Source organism: Nocardioides sp. YR527 (genome assembly GCF_900101045.1).
In the GTDB taxonomy this organism is placed as follows: domain Bacteria; phylum Actinomycetota; class Actinomycetes; order Propionibacteriales; family Nocardioidaceae; genus Nocardioides.
Genome location: NZ_FNFN01000003.1, coordinates 150,676 through 167,144 on the forward strand (window position 1 = coordinate 150,676; position 16,469 = coordinate 167,144).

The 16,469-nt window shown below is 70.7% G+C and carries 16 protein-coding genes; 10 read left to right on the forward strand and 6 right to left on the reverse strand.

Annotated features, from left to right (window positions below):
* The first annotated feature begins 72 nt into the window (after positions 1-72).
* The 7 genes from ssd (at position 73) to BLT25_RS09345 (ending at position 4,956) form a co-directional block, all read left to right on the forward strand.
* Positions 73-1,122: a septum site-determining protein Ssd gene (gene ssd / locus BLT25_RS30140; protein ID WP_218131290.1), complete on the forward strand. Its 1,050-nt coding sequence runs from the start codon at positions 73-75 to the stop codon at positions 1,120-1,122.
* Positions 1,119-2,285 carry a TadA family conjugal transfer-associated ATPase gene (locus BLT25_RS09320; protein ID WP_218131291.1) on the forward strand — a complete coding sequence of 389 codons (1,167 nt, stop codon included), beginning with the start codon at positions 1,119-1,121 and terminating at the stop codon, positions 2,283-2,285. Before ssd ends, BLT25_RS09320 begins: the two co-directional genes overlap by 4 nt.
* Positions 2,282-3,058, forward strand: coding sequence for a type II secretion system F family protein (locus BLT25_RS09325; protein ID WP_091044732.1), 777 nt, complete (start codon positions 2,282-2,284; stop codon positions 3,056-3,058). Before BLT25_RS09320 ends, BLT25_RS09325 begins: the two co-directional genes overlap by 4 nt.
* Positions 3,055-3,771 (forward strand): type II secretion system F family protein, encoded by a 717-nt coding sequence (locus tag BLT25_RS09330; RefSeq protein WP_091044734.1) that lies wholly within the window; start codon positions 3,055-3,057, stop codon positions 3,769-3,771. Before BLT25_RS09325 ends, BLT25_RS09330 begins: the two co-directional genes overlap by 4 nt.
* A 262-nt stretch (positions 3,772-4,033) precedes the next feature.
* Complete coding sequence (locus BLT25_RS09335; protein ID WP_091044736.1) at positions 4,034-4,210, forward strand: DUF4244 domain-containing protein; 177 nt, start codon at positions 4,034-4,036, stop codon at positions 4,208-4,210.
* A gap of 3 nt (positions 4,211-4,213) precedes the next feature.
* Complete coding sequence (locus tag BLT25_RS09340) at positions 4,214-4,588, forward strand: TadE family protein (RefSeq protein WP_091044739.1); 375 nt, start codon at positions 4,214-4,216, stop codon at positions 4,586-4,588.
* Positions 4,585-4,956 carry an Rv3654c family TadE-like protein gene (locus BLT25_RS09345; RefSeq protein ID WP_091044741.1) on the forward strand — a complete coding sequence of 124 codons (372 nt, stop codon included), beginning with the start codon at positions 4,585-4,587 and terminating at the stop codon, positions 4,954-4,956. The genes BLT25_RS09340 and BLT25_RS09345 overlap by 4 nt, the downstream gene beginning before the upstream one ends.
* Here BLT25_RS09345 and BLT25_RS09350 read toward each other — a convergent pair.
* Together BLT25_RS09350 and BLT25_RS09355 are read right to left on the reverse strand one after the other, a co-directional pair.
* Positions 4,953-5,318: a hypothetical protein gene (locus BLT25_RS09350; RefSeq protein ID WP_091044743.1), complete on the reverse strand. Its 366-nt coding sequence runs from the start codon at positions 5,316-5,318 to the stop codon at positions 4,953-4,955. The two genes, BLT25_RS09345 and BLT25_RS09350, sit on opposite strands and share 4 nt — an antisense overlap.
* A 9-nt stretch (positions 5,319-5,327) precedes the next feature.
* A complete protein-coding gene (locus tag BLT25_RS09355) occupies positions 5,328-7,640 on the reverse strand; it encodes a DEAD/DEAH box helicase (RefSeq protein WP_091044746.1) in 2,313 nt (770 codons plus the stop codon).
* Positions 7,641-7,826: 186 nt separating this feature from the next.
* Between BLT25_RS09355 and BLT25_RS09360 the strand changes: the two genes are divergently transcribed.
* Together BLT25_RS09360 and BLT25_RS09365 are read left to right on the forward strand one after the other, a co-directional pair.
* On the forward strand, positions 7,827-8,162 hold the full coding sequence (locus BLT25_RS09360) for an anti-sigma factor antagonist (RefSeq protein WP_091044749.1): 336 nt from the start codon (positions 7,827-7,829) through the stop codon (positions 8,160-8,162).
* A 37-nt stretch (positions 8,163-8,199) separates the two neighbouring features.
* Positions 8,200-9,678, forward strand: a complete 1,479-nt coding sequence (locus BLT25_RS09365; protein WP_091044752.1) for a DUF7059 domain-containing protein — start codon at positions 8,200-8,202, stop codon at positions 9,676-9,678.
* Here the strand turns inward: BLT25_RS09365 and BLT25_RS09370 are convergent.
* Positions 9,626-10,381, reverse strand: a complete 756-nt coding sequence (locus BLT25_RS09370; RefSeq protein WP_091044754.1) for a hypothetical protein — start codon at positions 10,379-10,381, stop codon at positions 9,626-9,628. The two genes, BLT25_RS09365 and BLT25_RS09370, sit on opposite strands and share 53 nt — an antisense overlap.
* Before the next feature lie 293 nt (positions 10,382-10,674).
* On the opposite strand from BLT25_RS09370, the gene topA reads away from it, so the two are divergent.
* Positions 10,675-13,368 (forward strand): type I DNA topoisomerase, encoded by a 2,694-nt coding sequence (gene topA, locus BLT25_RS09375; protein ID WP_091044756.1) that lies wholly within the window; start codon positions 10,675-10,677, stop codon positions 13,366-13,368.
* Between the two features lie 72 nt (positions 13,369-13,440).
* Here the strand turns inward: topA and BLT25_RS09380 are convergent, their stop codons facing one another.
* Genes BLT25_RS09380 through BLT25_RS09390 form a run of 3 tightly spaced genes read right to left on the reverse strand, consistent with a single transcriptional unit; the run spans position 13,441 to position 16,456 of the window.
* Positions 13,441-14,466 (reverse strand): ion channel, encoded by a 1,026-nt coding sequence (locus BLT25_RS09380; RefSeq protein ID WP_091044758.1) that lies wholly within the window; start codon positions 14,464-14,466, stop codon positions 13,441-13,443.
* Positions 14,466-16,037 (reverse strand): polyamine aminopropyltransferase, encoded by a 1,572-nt coding sequence (locus tag BLT25_RS09385; protein WP_176883741.1) that lies wholly within the window; start codon positions 16,035-16,037, stop codon positions 14,466-14,468. The genes BLT25_RS09380 and BLT25_RS09385 overlap by 1 nt, the downstream gene beginning before the upstream one ends.
* Complete coding sequence (locus BLT25_RS09390) at positions 16,034-16,456, reverse strand: DUF350 domain-containing protein (RefSeq protein ID WP_091044761.1); 423 nt, start codon at positions 16,454-16,456, stop codon at positions 16,034-16,036. The genes BLT25_RS09385 and BLT25_RS09390 overlap by 4 nt, the downstream gene beginning before the upstream one ends.
* Positions 16,457-16,469: the final 13 nt, after the last annotated feature.

Here is a 16,469-nt window from a genome sequence, read left to right on the forward strand (position 1 = left end):
TTCGGTCCGAGGTTGTCCACAGGTGGTGGATTTTCGGGTGGAAAGGTCGGTGTCCCGGCGGATCCTGCTGCCATGGAACCTCTCGTCATCACCTCGGACTCGTTGCTGGCCGCCGAGGCGGCTCGTCTGGCCGCCGCCTCCGGCGTCACCGTCGAGGAGTGCACCGACGCCATCGGCGCTCTGCGCCGATGGCAGCGACCACCACTGATCCTCGTCGGCGCCGACCTCCTGGCGGAGGTGGCCTCGCTGCGTCCACCCCGAAGAGACGGGGTGTATGTCGTGGGATGGGGCTCGACCGGCGAGCCCCTGCTCCGAGCCGCCCTGGAGGTCGGCGCCGAGACGATCCTCGAGCTCCCGTCGGCCGAGACCGTGGTCGCCGGCCTCCTCGCCGACGTCAGCGACGGTGAGGGTGGCGACGGCATGGTCGTCGGCGTGCTGGCCGGATCGGGCGGAGCCGGTGCGACGACGTACGCCGCGGCCCTGGCCAGCCTCGGAGCCGACCGTGGGTCGACGCTGCTGATCGACGCCGACCGGCTCGGTCCCGGAGCCGGGCGGGTGCTCGGTCTCGACGAGATCCCCGGTGTGACCTGGGGCGATCTCGGCCAGACCGCCGGTCGGCTGGGGGCGCGGGCGCTGCGGGAGGCGGTGCCACATGTCGGGTCGCTGGGTCTGCTGGGATGGCCGGGCGGCGACGTGGTGGCACCTAAGCCGGAGGTGGTGCGCGAGGTGCTCGCTGCCGCTCGTCGCGGCCACGACCTGGTCGTGGTCGACCTGCCGCGCGAGTCCGACACCGGGACCGAGGCGCTGCTGACCGGATGCGACCTCGTGCTCGTCGTGGTTCGGGCGAACGTCACCGGCACCGCGTCCGCCGCCCGGCTGGTCGCCCGGCTTCCCGAGCGGGATCGGGTGCGGGTCGTCGTCCGCGGTCGGGCGGCCGAACCGGAGGCGGTCGGGCGTGCGCTCGGGCTCCCGGTGATCGCGTCGATGTCGGACCAGCGCGGGCTCTCGGAGGCCATCGATCTGGGGCTGGGGCCGATCCGCTCGAAGCGGGCGCCGCTGGCCCGTGCCGCGGCCGAGGTGCTGATGCGCTGCCGGGTCCGCGCGGGGGTGATGGCCGCATGATCGGCGCTGTCGACATCGCGCCCCAGGTCGTCGACCTCGTCCGCGACCACCTGGCGCGTACGCCGGGAGAGCTCACCCCGCACCGGGTCCAGGAGGCACTGCGTGCGGAGGGGCGGATCGTCGGTGACGCGACCGTGCTGGCGGTCTTCGAGATGCTGCGCCGCGACGTGGTCGGCGCGGGGCCGTTGGAGCCGCTGCTGCGGTTGCCTGGGGTGACCGACGTCCTCGTCAACGGACCCGATCAGGTCTTCATCGACCGCGGATCCGGCCTGGAGCCCGCTCCGGTCGCGTTTCCTGACGACGACGCGGTTCGACGGCTGGCGCAGCGGTTGGCTGCCGGGGCGGGCCGTCGCCTGGACGACGCCTCGCCCTATGTCGATCTGAGGCTGGGCGACGGCAGCCGGTTCCATGCGGTGCTCGCGCCACTGGCGCGACCGGGCACGGTGATCTCGTTGCGGGTGCCTTCGGCGCGCGTGTTCACCCTCGCCGAGCTGGAGTCTTCGGGGATGATCGTTCCCTGGGTGGCCGATCTGTTGCGGCGCCTGGTGCTGGCCCGGTCGGCCTTTCTCATCTCCGGTGGCACCGGCACCGGGAAGACCACCCTGCTGGCGTCGCTGTTGTCCTTGGTGCCGCCGGAGGAGCGCCTCGTGCTGGTGGAGGACGCCTCCGAGCTGCGTCCGGACCATCCGCACGTGGTCGGCCTCGAGGCGCGCCCGGCCAACATCGAGGCCGCCGGAGCCGTCGAGCTCCATACGCTGGTCCGCCAGGCCCTGAGGATGCGGCCGGACCGGCTGGTCGTGGGGGAGGTGCGTGGCGCCGAGGTCGTCGACCTCCTCGCCGCGTTGAACACCGGCCACGAGGGCGGCTGCGGCACGCTGCACGCCAACTCCGCCGCCGACGTGCCGGCACGCGTCGAGGCGCTGGCGCTCGCCGCCGGCCTCGGCAGGGAGGCGGCCCACAGCCAGTTCGCCTCCGGGGTGGACGTCGTCGTGCACCTGCGCCGACGTGACGGCCGCCGGGTGCTGACCGAGATCGCGGTCCCGTGTCGCGGAGCCGACGGGCTGGTCCGGATGGAGGCGGCCTGCTCGGTCGACGCCGGCGGCGACGTTCTCGCCGGACCGGCCTCGGACCGGCTCGAGGGGCTGCTGGGAGCGGATCGGTGAGCGGGCTCAGCCTCGGGCTGGTCGCCGGCCTGCTCGGCGTCGCCGCGGCGCTGCTCGTCCGTCCGCGGGCTGTGCTCGGATCAGGTCCGGCGCCGGTATGGCGGGTGCCTCGGTCGTCGTTCCTCCTGGTCGCCCTGATCCCCATCGTCTTCCCGGGCAGGGCGGTCGTCGCGGCTGTCCTGCTCGGGATCGCAACCTTCGGCGGGGTCGCGCTGTGGCGGCGCCGCTGCGAGCGGATCGCGGCAGGGCGTACGGCTGACCGTGTGGTCGAGGCCTGCGAGCAGATGGCCGCTGAGCTGGCCGCCGGGCACCCGCCCGGTCCGGCGCTGACGCAGCTCGCCACGGAGTGGCCGGTGATCGAGCCGGTCGCGGAGGCGCAGCGGATGGGCTCCGACGTGCCAGCCGCCTGGCGGCAGGTCGCCAAGGTGCCCGGGGCGGGATCGCTCCGTGTGGTCGCCGCGGCCTGGCAGATCGCCCACCAGACCGGGAGCGGTCTCGCGGACGCTCTGGATCGGGTGGCGCTCGATCTGCGGGCTGCGGCCGCGACCCAACGGGTGGTCGGTGGCGAGCTCGGATCGGCCCGATCCACCGCCCGCCTGATCGCAGGCCTGCCGGTGGCCGCCCTGGCGATGGGCAGCGGGGTCGGCGGCGACCCGCTGGCGTTCCTCTTCGGGTCGCCGGTGGGGCTGGCCTGCCTCGGTCTCGGGCTGCTGCTCGGCTGGCTGGGGCTGTGGTGGATCGAGGGCATCGCGCGTGGGGTGGAGGAGCGATGAGCATATGGATCGCGGCCGTCTCGCTCGGGCTGGCGGCGGCGTTGTTGCCCGCGCCGACCTCACCACTTCCCGTCAGGGTCGCGTCCGTCGCGGATCGGGGCGATCCCGGCGGTTGGATGATGCGCTGGCGAGCGCTGCTGGCTCTGCTCGCGGCCGGCGCCGTCTACTCCTTCGTCGGAGGCACGGCTGGTGCCGTACTCGCCGCGCCGGCGGGTCTCGTCTGCTGGCTGGTCATCGGCCGGGCCGAGCCCGCCGAGGTCCGACGTGAGCGGGAGGCCGCGAAGGCCGAGCTGCCGGCCCTGGTCCGCCTGCTCTCCGCCGCACTCTCCTCCGGCGCGGCGCCTGCCGAGGCGCTGGTGGCGGTCGCGGCAGCGCTGCCCGGGCCGGCCGCCGCCCGACTCCTGCCAGCGGCCTCCCGGCTTCGCATGGGAGCCGATCCGGAGAAGACGTGGCGCACCCTGGTGGACGATCCCGCGCTGGCGCCGTTGGGTCGGGCGTTGGCGCGGGCTCAGGCGACCGGTGCCCCGGTCGCCACGACCGTTGAGCGCCTTGCCGACGACCTGACCAGAAATGCCCGCGCCGAGGTCGAGGACCGCGCCCGCGCGGTGGGCGTCAAGGCCGCCGTCCCGCTCGGCATCTGCCTCCTCCCCGCCTTCCTGCTGTTGGGCGTCGTCCCGGTCGTAGGCGGCCTCCTCTCCAACCTCGGCATCTGACCCCACCAGCCGAGGCGTCGCCCCGGCCGGCCGAGGCGTCACCCGCGTCGGTCGAGTTGGCAGCCGAATGCCGACTCGACCGACGTACGTGACGTCTCGGCGGGCTCTTTTCCCTGTTCAACGTGCCGTTTGTCATCCACAGGGCGGGTTCGGGATCGGGTTGTCCACAGCTGGCGATATGGCGGTCGCGAATGTCGGTGGAGCAGTTCATCGTCGTCCTTGAACGGCCGTACCGACGGCCATCGACAAGAGAGGACCAACCATGGCCAAGGCACATCTTCGGAAGGACGAGAAGGGGATCACGACGGCCGAATACGCTGTCGGCACGGCAGCCGGTGCGGGGCTCGCCGGGCTGCTCTACAAGCTGCTCACCGGCGGCTTCGGCAATGACCTGCTCAACAGGCTGTTCCAGCACGTCCTCAGCCTGCTGGGGATCTGACCGATGGTCCGCGGGCAGCGGGACGAGCGGGGCGCGGCCACCGCGGAGTTGGTGATGGTGATCCCGCTCCTGGTGGCCGTGACCATCGGGCTGGTGTGGTTGCTGTCGGTGGGAGCGGCGCAGATCCAGGTGGTCGACGCGGCCCGGGAGACTGCCAGGGCTGTCGCCCGAGGGGACGACAGCGGCTCCGCCGCCGCCCGCGGACGTCGGGTCGGGCCCGCGGGCACGCAGGTGAGTGTCAGCGCCGGTGCCGAGGAGGTCGTGGCTTCGGCCCAGGCCCGGGTGGCCGGTCCTGGTGGGATCTTCCGCTGGATGCCGGGTGTGACCGTGCGCGGCGAGGCGGTCGCCGCAACCGAGGCGACGCGGGGGGAGCAGTGAGCACGGGCCGGTCAGGCAAGGACGAACGCGGATCGGCAGCCCCGTTCGCGGTTGGCGCCATCGGGCTGCTGCTCCTCCTCGGTGCAGCGCTGGGTGTGGTGGGCGCGGTCTTCGTCGCCCACCGCACCGCACAGTCCGCGGCCGATCTGGCGGCGTTGGCAGGGGCCAACGCGCTCCAGGTCTCCGAAGACGCATGTGCGGCGGCGACGACGATCGCCGACCGCAACGGCGCCACCTTGGAGTCGTGCGAGATCGCCGGGGAGGACGTCACCGTCACCGTGCGGGTCGAGGGACCGCGCTGGCTCGGTCAGCCGGGGGACCCGGTCGCCGGGGCGAGGGCCGGCCCGACGAGGTCACGGCCGGACTAGACGTCCTCTGGCCTGGGCAGCGGCTTGGTCTCGGGTCCGGTCTCGGGCTTGGTGTCGGGTGTGGTGTCGGGCGTGGTCTCCGTCTTGGCCTCGGCTTCCTGCAGCGTCTTGGCCATGCTCCGCATCTGGCGCTTGTCCTTCATGTACTTCATCTGGTGCTTGCCGCCCCACTTGGTGAGCGAGACGCCGAAGAGGAGAAGGACGCCGGCAACGAGGCCGATCACGAAGATCGTGGTCGAGCCGACCGGGAGGCCGAGCAGGGTGGCGGTCGGGTCGTCGAGATCACCGTTACCGGTGGTGAAGAGACCCAGCACGATGAGGGCTGCGGCAACGACGATCAGCACGAGGCCAAGGATCAGCATTTCTCCACATTAGGCCCATTTGCCGAGAAGGAGCCGCAACAACACGATCGCGCCTTGCTTGTCGAGAGGGTTGTTCTGGTTGCCGCACTTCGGGGACTGCACGCAGGAGGGGCAGCCGTCGTCGCACTCGCACGCCTCGATGGTCTCCAGCGTGGCGCTGAGCCACTCCCGGGCGGCACGGAACCCGCGCTCGGAGAATCCGGCCCCGCCGGGATGTCCGTCGTAGACGAAGACGGTGAGCATGCCGGTGTCCGGGTGTGACGCGGTGCTGACGCCACCGATGTCCCAGCGATCGCAGGTCGCGATCAGCGGGAGCAGCCCGATCGAGCAGTGCTCGGCGGCGTGGGCGGATCCCGGGATGTCCGCCTCCTCCAAGCCGGCCGCCTCGAGCGCCGAGGTGGGGACGGTCCACCAGACGGCGGAGGTACGCAGCGTACGTTCGGGAAGGTCGAGGAGCTCCTCACCCAGCACCTCGCCGCTCGGCTGGCGCCGCCGCAGGAAGGAGACGACCTGATGGGTGACGTCGACGTCGCCGTACGCCAGGCGGCACTCGCCCCAGGCGACCTGCTCCCGCTCGGCGACGATCGAGATCTCGGTGATCTCCCGGGCGAAGGTGGAATAGCCGGGGTCGTCGCGGGAGATGACCGCGACGTTCTCCTCCAGGTCGAGCTCGTGCACGAGATAGGTCTCGCCACGGTGGACGTAGACGGCGCCGGCGTGCGCGCTGGCGTGCGAGCTCGCCGCGTCGACCGTACCGACGACCCGGCCGGTCTCGGCCTCGATCAGCTGCACCTGCGACCCACCCGAGGAGCGGATGTCGGCGAGGTCAGCCGCGCGGCGGCGGTCGGTCCAGAACCAGCCACGGGGCCGCTTGCGCAGTAGCCCCGAGGCCACCAGGTTGTCCAGGATCTCCCGGGCGCCCGGCCCGAAGAGCGGCAGGTCCGGCTCGGTCAGCGGCAGCTCCTGCGCCGCGGCGCACAGGTGGGGACCGACGACGTACGGGTTCGCGGGGTCGAAGACGGTGGCCTCGACAGGCTGGCCGAGCAGCGCATCAGGATGGGTGACGAGGTAGGTGTCCAGCGGGTCGTCGCGGGCGACCAGGATGCCGAGCGCATCGCCCGCACCCCGACCGGCCCGGCCGATCTGCTGCCAGAAGGCCGAGCGCCTGCCCGGATAGCCGGCCAGCACCACCGCGTCCAGGCCGCTGATGTCGATGCCGAGCTCGAGCGCGTTCGTCGCCGCCAGTCCCAGCAGCTCGCCCGACCGCAGCGACGCCTCGATCGCCCGGCGCTCCTCGGGCAGATAGCCACCGCGGTAGGACGCCACCCGCCCCGGCAGTGAGGGGTCGACCTCGGCCAGCTCAGCGGCCGCGGTCAGAGCGACCTGCTCGGCGCCGACCCGGGAGCGTACGAAGGCCAGGGTGCGAACGTCCGAGGAGACCAGGTCGGCGAGGAGATCGGCGGTCTCGGCGGAGGCCGCGCGGCGAACGGGAGCGCCGTTCTCGCCGGCGTGCGTCGTCAGCGGTGGCTGCCACAGGGCGATCGAGAGCTCCCCGCGTGGTGACGCGTCGGCGGTCACCGGCAGTACCGGAAGGCCGGTGAGCCGCTCGCCCGCGATCGACGGCTCGGCGACGGTCGCCGAGGCGAGGATGAACGTCGGCGAGGAACCGTAGAGCGCACAGATGCGCCGAAGGCGCCGCAGCACGTGCGAGACGTGCGCCCCGAAGACCCCTCGGTAGTGGTGGCACTCGTCGATGACGACGTAGCGCAGCGAGCGGAAGTACGCGGTCCAGCGCTGATGACCGGGGAGCAGCGATCGGTGCAGCATGTCGGGGTTGGTCAGGATGTACTCGCCGAAGTCGCGGGCCCAGTCCCGCTGCTCCCGGGTGCTGTCACCGTCGTGGGTCACCGCGCGCACATCGACGCCCAGCTCGCGCAGCCCGGTCAGCTGATCCTGGGCGAGCGCTTTGGTGGGTGCGAGGTAGAGAACGCCGGCACCGCGCTCACCACGTGGACCTCGTCCGTCTCGGATCGCGGTCAGCGCGGGAAGTTGATAGGCCAGCGACTTTCCGGAGGCGGTGCCGGTCGAGACGATCACATGGGTGCCGTCGTGGGCTGCCTCCGCCGCCACCGCCTGATGCTGCCAAGGACGTTCGATCCCGCGAGCGGTGAACGCAGCGACGACCTCGACCGAGGCCCATGTCGGCCAGTCGACGAAGACGGCCTCTCGCGGCGGGACCTGCTCGAGGTGGGCGAGCCGGTCCTCGCGGCCCGGGACGTCCGCGAGCCGGCGGATGAGATCACCGGTCGCCGTCGTCAACACCTGTCTATTCTCCCAGAATCCTGGTGGCCGCCACGCTCACGGCCCCGCATCGTGGCCATGACGTTGCGAGTTTCTTGCGCGCATCCTGGTGAGCCGTGGTTACATTACGATCGACTCCGGCTATCGGACACCAGGCATGCCGACCGGAGCTGGTTGTCTCACGTTCCTTGGCAGGAGAACTTCGAAGTGGATCTGACGCTTGCGACTCGCGAGCTCGACTCGGCCACCATCGTGGCCGTGGGCGGCGAGATCGACGTCTATACCGCGCCGAAGCTGAGGGACAAGATCACTGAGCTCGTCGCCCGGGGTCACTACGACATCGTGGTCGACCTCGAAGCCGTGGAGTTCCTCGACTCGACCGGCCTCGGCGTCCTGGTGGGTGGCCTGAAGAAGGTGCGCCAGCACAACGGCATGCTCCGCCTGGTCTGTACGCAGGAGCGGCTGCTCAAGATCTTCCGGATCACCGGTCTCGCCAAGGTCTTCGACATCCACGCCAGCGCCGAGGGCGCGGCAGCGGGCTGACCCTGCCACACACCAGGACCAGCACTAGGCTCCAGGTGTGAGTGACCTCCCGCACCGGCTCCGTGACGCCCTCCAGCAGGCCGACTTCTCCTACGACTCCGTCGCCGACCTGCTCGGCCCGATCGCCCACGGCGCGCTGAGTCGCAACGAGACGCTGCCGGGCCGGCGGCGTACTCATGGCGGCACCCCGCTGGAGACGCTCATCCGGCTCTTCCTGCTGCAGACGACCGTCTCCCTCGGCCACGCCGAGGCAGCCCTCCCGGGGCTCGTCGACCGGCTCGCCGTCGAAGGGATCCTGGAGCAGTCGGTCGGAGAGGTCGCCGCCCGCCTCGACGTACGTCCGTACGCCACCGATGACACCGCCCTCTGGGTCGTCTCCGACCTCACCCCGGGGCTCGACGGCGGCCCGCAGCGCGTCGGCCACGAGCACGTGCTCGGGATCAGCCCCGCCTCGACCTCCCTGGCGCAGCTGACCATCCGCGACCAGGTCGGCACCGCCCTCGATCTCGGCACCGGCTGTGGCGTCCAGGCCCTCCACCTCGCCACCCACAGCGACCGGGTGGTCGCGACCGACGTCAATCAGCGAGCCCTGTGGATCACCACGTTCAACGCCGCCCTCAACGACGTGGCGGACCGGATCGACGTACGCAACGGGTCGTTCTTCGAGCCCGTCGCCGGTGAGCGATTCGACCTGATCGCCACCAACCCGCCGTTCGTGATCAGCCCGGCAACCGGCGAGCGCCTCGTCTACCGCGACTCCGGGCTCCCCGGCGACCAGGTGGTCGAGGACATCGTCCGGGCCGCTCCCGGCATGCTCACCGAGGGCGGCTGGTGTCAGATCCTGGGCAACTGGATCATCTCCGAGGACCAGCCCTGGGACGACCGCCTCGAGGGATGGCTCGCGGACGAGGTCGACGCGTTCGTGGTCCAGCGTGAGGTGCTCGACCCCGCGGCGTACGTCGAGCTGTGGCTCAAGGACTCCGGCCACCACGGCGCCCAGGACTACCTGACCCGCTACGACACCTGGCTGTCCTGGTTCGAGGAGCACAAGATCGAGGGCGTCGGGTTCGGCTGGATCAATCTGCACCGCACGGGCACGGCCAACCCGAAGCGCGAGCTCCTCGAGTGGCCCTACGACGTCGAGCAGCCGATCGCCCCGGCGCTCGAGGCGTGGGGCAAGGCGGCCCGCGTCGAGGTCACCGAAGACTCCACGCTGGTGCTCGTCGAGGACGTCCAGCAGGAGACCCTCGGCCAGCCCGGCGCCGAGGACCCCAGCACCGTCATCCTGCGCCAGCAGCGTGGCCTGCGCCGCGCGCGCCAGGCGGACACGATCGAGGCAGCTTTCGCAGGCGCGTGCGACGGTGACCTGACCGTCGGTCAGATCCTCGACGCGCTCGCGCAGATCCTCGACCGCGACCCCGCGGTCGTGCGCAGCAGCTATCTGCCGATCGCCCAGGAGCTGGTCAGCGAGGGCTTCCTCCGTCCCGCGCCAGGCACGCCTGGTCCCGCAGCCTGATCAGGCGTCTGCGCACGCTCGAGACCAGCAGGTCCGGGTAGCCCAGCGGCTCGAGGTCGGGAAGGTCACGCATGCCCCATGGCCGCTGGGTCTGCCACGGCCAGAAGCCACGCAGCGCGGCCGCCAGCTGCTTGCCGTAGGCCGAGGGCATCTTCGTGACGCCCAGCCGCTCCTTGAGCTCGAACGCGGTCACCAGGCCGCCCGGTCCGGCGAGCCCGTTGGCGCCCAAGACCGTCCAGACGATCCCGGCGGCGACCTGAGCCGGCCGGGTGGGCCGGTCGACGACCAGCGGGTCGATCTCCCACAGCCGCAGCAGCGCCCGCCGCAACGCGTTGCCGACCTCTCCGACCGGGAAGTCGGCCGCGACCTCGTCGAGCAGCGCGGCGACCGCCTCCAGCTGCGTACGTCCCGCCGCATCCTCCACGACCGGCAGGTCCAGGCCGTCCTCGGTCAGCGGCGCGGCCTTCAGCGCGGTGACCGCCTCGTGGCCGCCGCACAGCGCGGCCAGCCAGTCCAGCGCGACCTCGTGGTCGGGCCGTAGCGGTGTGTCCGGCCGGGTGAGCTCGGCCTCCAGGCGCTCCAGGATCACGTTGGTCCGGGTGAGCAGCTGGGCGCACTCGGAGCAGACCAGATGCTCCGGGGGCGTGGCCAGACCTTCCACGTAGTTGATGTACTCAGTGTCGATGTATTCGGCGTCGATCATCAGCAGAGACCTCTCGGGTTGTGATGGGTCTCGCCGTCCTCGAAAGCCACCTTAGGGACGACCACCGACAGTTTGTGGACAGGATCGGATGAGACACCGATTTCACGCTCCCGACGCCGAGCGTGCTAGGTATTGTCATCGCGGCGCCCAAGGCAACACGCCATGTTGCCCGAGAGCTCAGTGCCGCATGAACCGCGGTGACTGGACCCATGCCGGCTGGAGACACGCGCTAACGTGTCTCGCCAGAGCTTGTCGGTGGTGCCAGGCTCTGCTGCAGTGAGATAAGGACGTCAGTGGCACACAAGTTGGTGATCGTCGAGTCCCCGGCGAAGGCTCAGAAGATCGGCGGATACCTCGGACAGGGGTATGTCGTCGAGGCATCCGTCGGGCACATCCGCGACCTTCCGCAGAGCGCGGCAGACACCCCCGCCAAGATCAAGGACAAGCCGTGGGGGCGCTTCGGCGTCGATGTCGACAACGGCTTCACCCCTTACTACGTCGTGCCCAGCGACAAGAAGAAGCAGATCGCCAAGCTCAAGTCGCTCCTCAAGGACGCCGACGAGCTCTACCTCGCCACCGATGAGGACCGCGAGGGTGAGGCGATCGCCTGGCACCTCCTCGACGAGCTGAAGCCGAAGAAGGGCATCCCGGTCAAGCGGATGGTCTTCCACGAGATCACCAAGCCCGCGATCCTGGCCGCCGCCGAGAACCCCCGCGAGCTCGACATGGACCTCGTCGAGGCCCAGGAGTCCCGCCGCATCCTCGACCGTCTCTACGGCTACGAGATCTCCCCGGTGCTGTGGAAGAAGGTCATGCCCCGGCTGAGTGCCGGGCGCGTCCAGTCCGTCGCCACCAGACTCGTCGTCGACCGCGAGCGCGAGCGGATCGCCTTCCGGACCGCCTCCTACTGGGATCTGGCCGGCACCTTCGACGCCGGCTCCGACCACGACCCGCGGATGTTCCCGGCCAAGATCACCTCGATCGACGGCGGCCGGGTCGCCCGCGGCTCCGACTTCGGTCCGGACGGCCTGTTGAAGGGCGACAAGGTCGTCCACCTCGACCGCACCCGCGCCGAGGCCCTCGTCGCCGCCCTCGAGGGCCAGACCTACGAGGTCCGCAGCGTCGAGTCCAAGCCCTACAAGCGCAGCCCGTACGCCCCCTTCCGCACCACCACGATGCAGCAGGAGGCCAGCCGCAAGCTCGGGATGAGCGCCTCGACCACCATGTCGGTCGCCCAGCGTCTCTACGAGAACGGCTTCATCACCTACATGCGTACCGACTCCACGACCCTGAGCGGAGACGCCGTCAGCGCGGCCCGCGCTCAGGTCCGGGAGCTCTACGGTGCCGAATACCTGCCCGATGCCCCCCGGACGTACGCCTCGAAGGTCAAGAACGCCCAGGAGGCCCACGAGGCGATCCGCCCCGCGGGTGACTCGTTCCGCACCCCGGCGCAGACCGGTCTGACCGGCGATCAGTTCCGCCTCTACGAGCTCATCTGGATGCGCACCGTCGCCTCCCAGATGAAGGACGCCGTCGGCAACTCGGTCGCGATCCGCCTCGGCGCCACGGCGGCCACGGGCGAGGACGTGGTCTTCTCCGCTACCGGCCGCGTGATCACCTTCCACGGCTTCCTGAAGGCGTACGTCGAGGGCACCGACTCCGCCGACCAGACCTCCGACGACCAGCAGACCAGGCTCCCGAACCTCGCCGAGGGCGACACGGTCAACGCAGCCAGCCTCACCGCCGACGGCCACGAGACCAAGCCCCCGGCCCGCTACACCGAGGCCACCCTCGTCCGCGAGCTGGAAGAGCGCGAGATCGGCCGCCCGTCGACCTACGCGAGCATCATCCAGACGATCATCAACCGCGGGTACGTCTTCAAGAAGGGCACCGCGCTGGTCCCGGCCTGGGTCGCGTTCTCGGTGGTCAGGCTGCTGGAGGAGCACTTCCCTCGCCAGATCGACTACCGGTTCACGGCGAGCATGGAGGAGACCCTCGACGAGATCGCCAACGGCCGCAAGGACATGACCACCGAGCTCGGGGAGTTCTACTTCGGCTCCGAGCGGGTCAAGGGCATCAAGCCGCTGGTCGACGGTCTCGGCGACATCGACGCCCGTGAGCTGGCGACCTTCCCGGTCGGTGACCAGGAGTCCGGCGTCAACCTCCGCGTCGGTCGCTACGGCCCCTACATCGAGGGCCCCGGCGACGACGGCACCCCGTTCGCGGTGCGTGCCAACGTCCCCGACGACCTGCCGCCCGACGAGCTCACCCTGGAGAAGGCCAAGGAGCTCTTCGCCAACCCGGCCGGCGAGGAGCTCAACCTCGGCGTCCACCCCGACACCGGGCTCACCGTCGTCGCCAAGAGCGGCCGGTTCGGTCCCTACGTGACCGAGCAGCTCCCCGAGGACGCGAAGAAGGGCGCCAAGCCCCGCACCGCCAGTCTCTTCAAGTCGATGTCGCTGCAGACGATCTCGCTCGAGGACGCCGTCAAGCTGCTGACCCTGCCCCGGGTCGTCGGCACCGGCGCCGACGGCGAGGAGATCACCGCCCAGAACGGCCGCTACGGGCCGTACCTGAAGAAGGGCACCGACTCCCGCACGCTGAGCTCCGAGGACCAGCTGCTCACGATCACCCTCGAAGAGGCCGAGCAGATCTACTCCCAGCCGAAGCAGCGCGGCCGTGCCGCCGCCAAGCCGCCGCTCAAGGAGCTCGGCCCCGACCCGGTCTCCGGGCAGCCGATGGTCGTCAAGGACGGTCGCTTCGGTCCCTACGTCACCGACGGTGAATACAACGCCACCCTCCGGGCCGCCGACGACCTGGAGACCCTGACCGCCGAGCGTGCCGCCGAGCTGCTCGCCGACAAGCGCGCCAAGGGCCCGGCGAAGAAGACCACCAAGCGGACGACGAAGAAGACCACGAAGAAGTCCACGGCGAAGAAGTCGACCGCCAAGAAGACGACCAAGAAGGCCGCGACCAAGAAGGCCTGAGCCGTACGCCGCGGTGCGGCCGTCTCCAACGACAGAACCCCGCCATGGCGGGGTTCTGTTGCTTTGTCGGCGTCAGCCGAGCGACCCAGCCACCTCGTCGTAGTCCAACCGGTCGGCGGCGATGTAGAAGAGCCGAGCGCCGGGGGAGACGGGCAGGTCCCAGGACGGGCTGACCTGGATGCCGTCCTCGGCACGTACGGCCAGGAGAGTGGCGCCGTGCTTACGGCCGAGAGCCCCTTGCCAGGCCTCGACCGTCGAGGTCGCGGCCGAGGCAGGCACGGTGAGCGAGTAGGTGCCCTTGCCCCCGGCGGTGGCGAGCTCCTGGTAGACCTCCGCGATCCCCGGGTCGCTGAGCTCCTCGGCGATCAGCTGGGTGTTGTGCCACTGGACGCAGTGGACGGTGGTGTCGACGCGGAAGATGGTGCGCTGCACCCGCAGGTCCCGCAGCGCGACGATGGTGTGCACCGCCGGCGCGGCGGTGTTGGCGGCGACGGTGAGCGTGACCGCCTCGTTGTCGTCGCGCGGGTCGATCAGCACGCTGTGCGCGCAGGACAGCCCGGCGCGAGCGAGCACGTCGAGATCGGTGATGTCGCCGCGCACGAAATGAAGGCGGTCCTCCCCGGGCAGCGGGTGCTCGGCGAGCTGGTCCTCCCAGGTCGCGAGCACGACCTCGCGGTCGGGCTCGGAGAGCAGCTCGACCAAGATCCGCTCGGTGCGCCCGGCGGTGTAGCCGAGCATCACGATGTGGTTCTGTCCGCTGAAGGTGATCTCTCCACGCATGCGGCGTCCTTTGGCGTTCTCGATGATTGCCGAGATCCGGCTGAACAAGATGGCGAGGGTGGTGATGGAGCCGAAGACGACGTACGCCCCGACGAACCGGCCACCGGTGGTCTCCGGGAAGAGGTCGCCGTAGCCGACCGTGGTCGCGGTGACCAGGAACCACCACCAGTAGTTGGCGGGGTGCACGATGTCGCTCTCCGGCTGGGCCAGCGCCATCGCGATCCAGCCGGTGGCGAAGACGAAGCCGATGATCGCGAGCGGGAGCACCCAGGCGTAGTGCCGCGAGGTGCGCCGGACCAGCCGGATCAGGAAGAACATCAGTAACCCACCCAGCCGTTCCGGGCGTAGTCCAGGATCGCCGGGTCCAGCAGCGTGGTGACCGAGGTCGGCCGCTCGGCACGGTCGGGCGGGAACGAGGAGGCGGCCGCGAGCACGGCGTCGCTGGCGTACCGCAGCCCACCCGGCGCCTCGTCGTCGAGCGCGAGCTCAGGGGCGGAGCCGTCGCGGGAGGCGAGCACGTAGCCCCAGTTCCCGAAGGAAGGTACGTCCGCCTGATAGGGCGTGGTCCGGTAGCCGGCCTCGGTGAGGGTGTGCCGCACCGACCAGAACGCGTCCGGCGCGAAGAACGGGCTTCCGGACTGCACGACCATCCGTGCGGACGGGGCGAGCAGCCGCGCGATCATGCTGTAGTTCTCGACGGAGTAGAGCTTGGCCAGAGAGGTCGAGTCCGGGTCGGGGAAGTCGGCGATGACCACGTCGAACGGTGCCCCCGAGTAGTCGCGCACCCAGGAGAACGCGTCGTCGGCGACGTACGTCAGCCGGGGGTCCTCGAGGGACCCCGCCGTCAGTGACGAGACCGGATCGAAGGAGCGCGCCAGCGACACCACCGCAGGGTCGAGATCGACCAGCGTCACCGACGAGACCGACTGGTAGCGCAGCACCTCCCGCGCCGCGAGCCCGTCGCCACCGCCGAGGATCAGCACCCGCTGGTGCGGCCCGTTCATCGCCGGATGGACGAGCATCTCGTGGTAGCGGTACTCGTCCAGCGAGGAGAACTGCAGGTCACCGTCGAGGAAGAGGCGTACGTCGTCGAACTCCGGCCCCACCGGAGCGCCGCGGGTCACCACGATCTCCTGGTAGGCCGAGCGCTCGGAGTGGATGATCGGGTCGCGGTAGAGCGCCTGGCGGGCGTTGAGCTCGAAGGAGTCGGCCGTCATCGCGGTCAGGCCGAGGGCGACCGCGAGCGCGCCACAGATCGCCGTGACCGTCCCGCGCTGCCGGCGTGAGCCGGCCAGCGCGACGCCGACCGTCCAGGCGGCGAGGACGTTCAGGGCAGCTGTCGCCACCGTCCCCACCAGCAGCCCCAGGGTCGGCAGCAGCACGAACGGGAACGCCAGCCCGCCGATGAGCGCCCCGACGTAGTCGACCGCGTTGATGTCGGCGACCGCGAGCGAGGCCTGCTGGCGCCGCAGCCGCTGCAGCAGCTCCATTAGCAGCGGGATCTCGGCGCCCACCAAGGCGCCGATCAGGAACGTCACCAGCAGCATCATCGGGGTGTAGAGGTGCAGCCACGCGAACGCCGCGTAGAGCGCCGGCACCGAGGCGCCGCCGACCGCGGCGAGCGCGATCTCCACACCCACGAACGAGCGCAGCGGCCGCGCGGTCAGCGGCTTGGCGAGCACGGCGCCGATGCCCATCGCGAACATGGACACCGCGATCACCAGCGACGTCTGCGCGATCGAGTTGCCGAGCAGATAGCTCCCCAGCGTCACCAGCGCGAGCTCGTACACCAGGCCGCACGCCGCGCAGACGAACACCGCCGCGAGGACGAGCAGTCGAGCCGCTCGTCCCGCGGGCAGCGCGGGCAACGAAGGGAGGGTCAGGCTCACGTGATCGAGGCCGCCACGATCACGCCGACGGCCAGCTGCACCGCGACGGCGACCCAGATCGCCGGGTCGTCCTTCTCATCGGTCATCAGCTCACCGAGCCGGCCCGGGGTGAGCAGGTCGAGGATCACGAACGCGAACGCGAGCAGGGCGATCCCGATGAGACCGTACGCACCGGTCTCGGCGAGCCCCTGAAGCGTGTCCGCCTCCGCGGTGTAGATCGAGGTGGCCACGATCGTCGCGATCGCGACGACCGAGGAGCCGAGCAGCAGCGCCGGGTCGCGGCGGTGCTCCACGAAGATCAGCTGCCCCAGCCGGCCGGGCGTGAGCAGGTCGATCACGTAGAAGCCGATCATCAGCAGAACCAGCCCGAGGGCGGCAAAGGCAACGGTGGACAGCAGTCCGCTCACAAGGTCAGTCATCGGTTCATCTCCA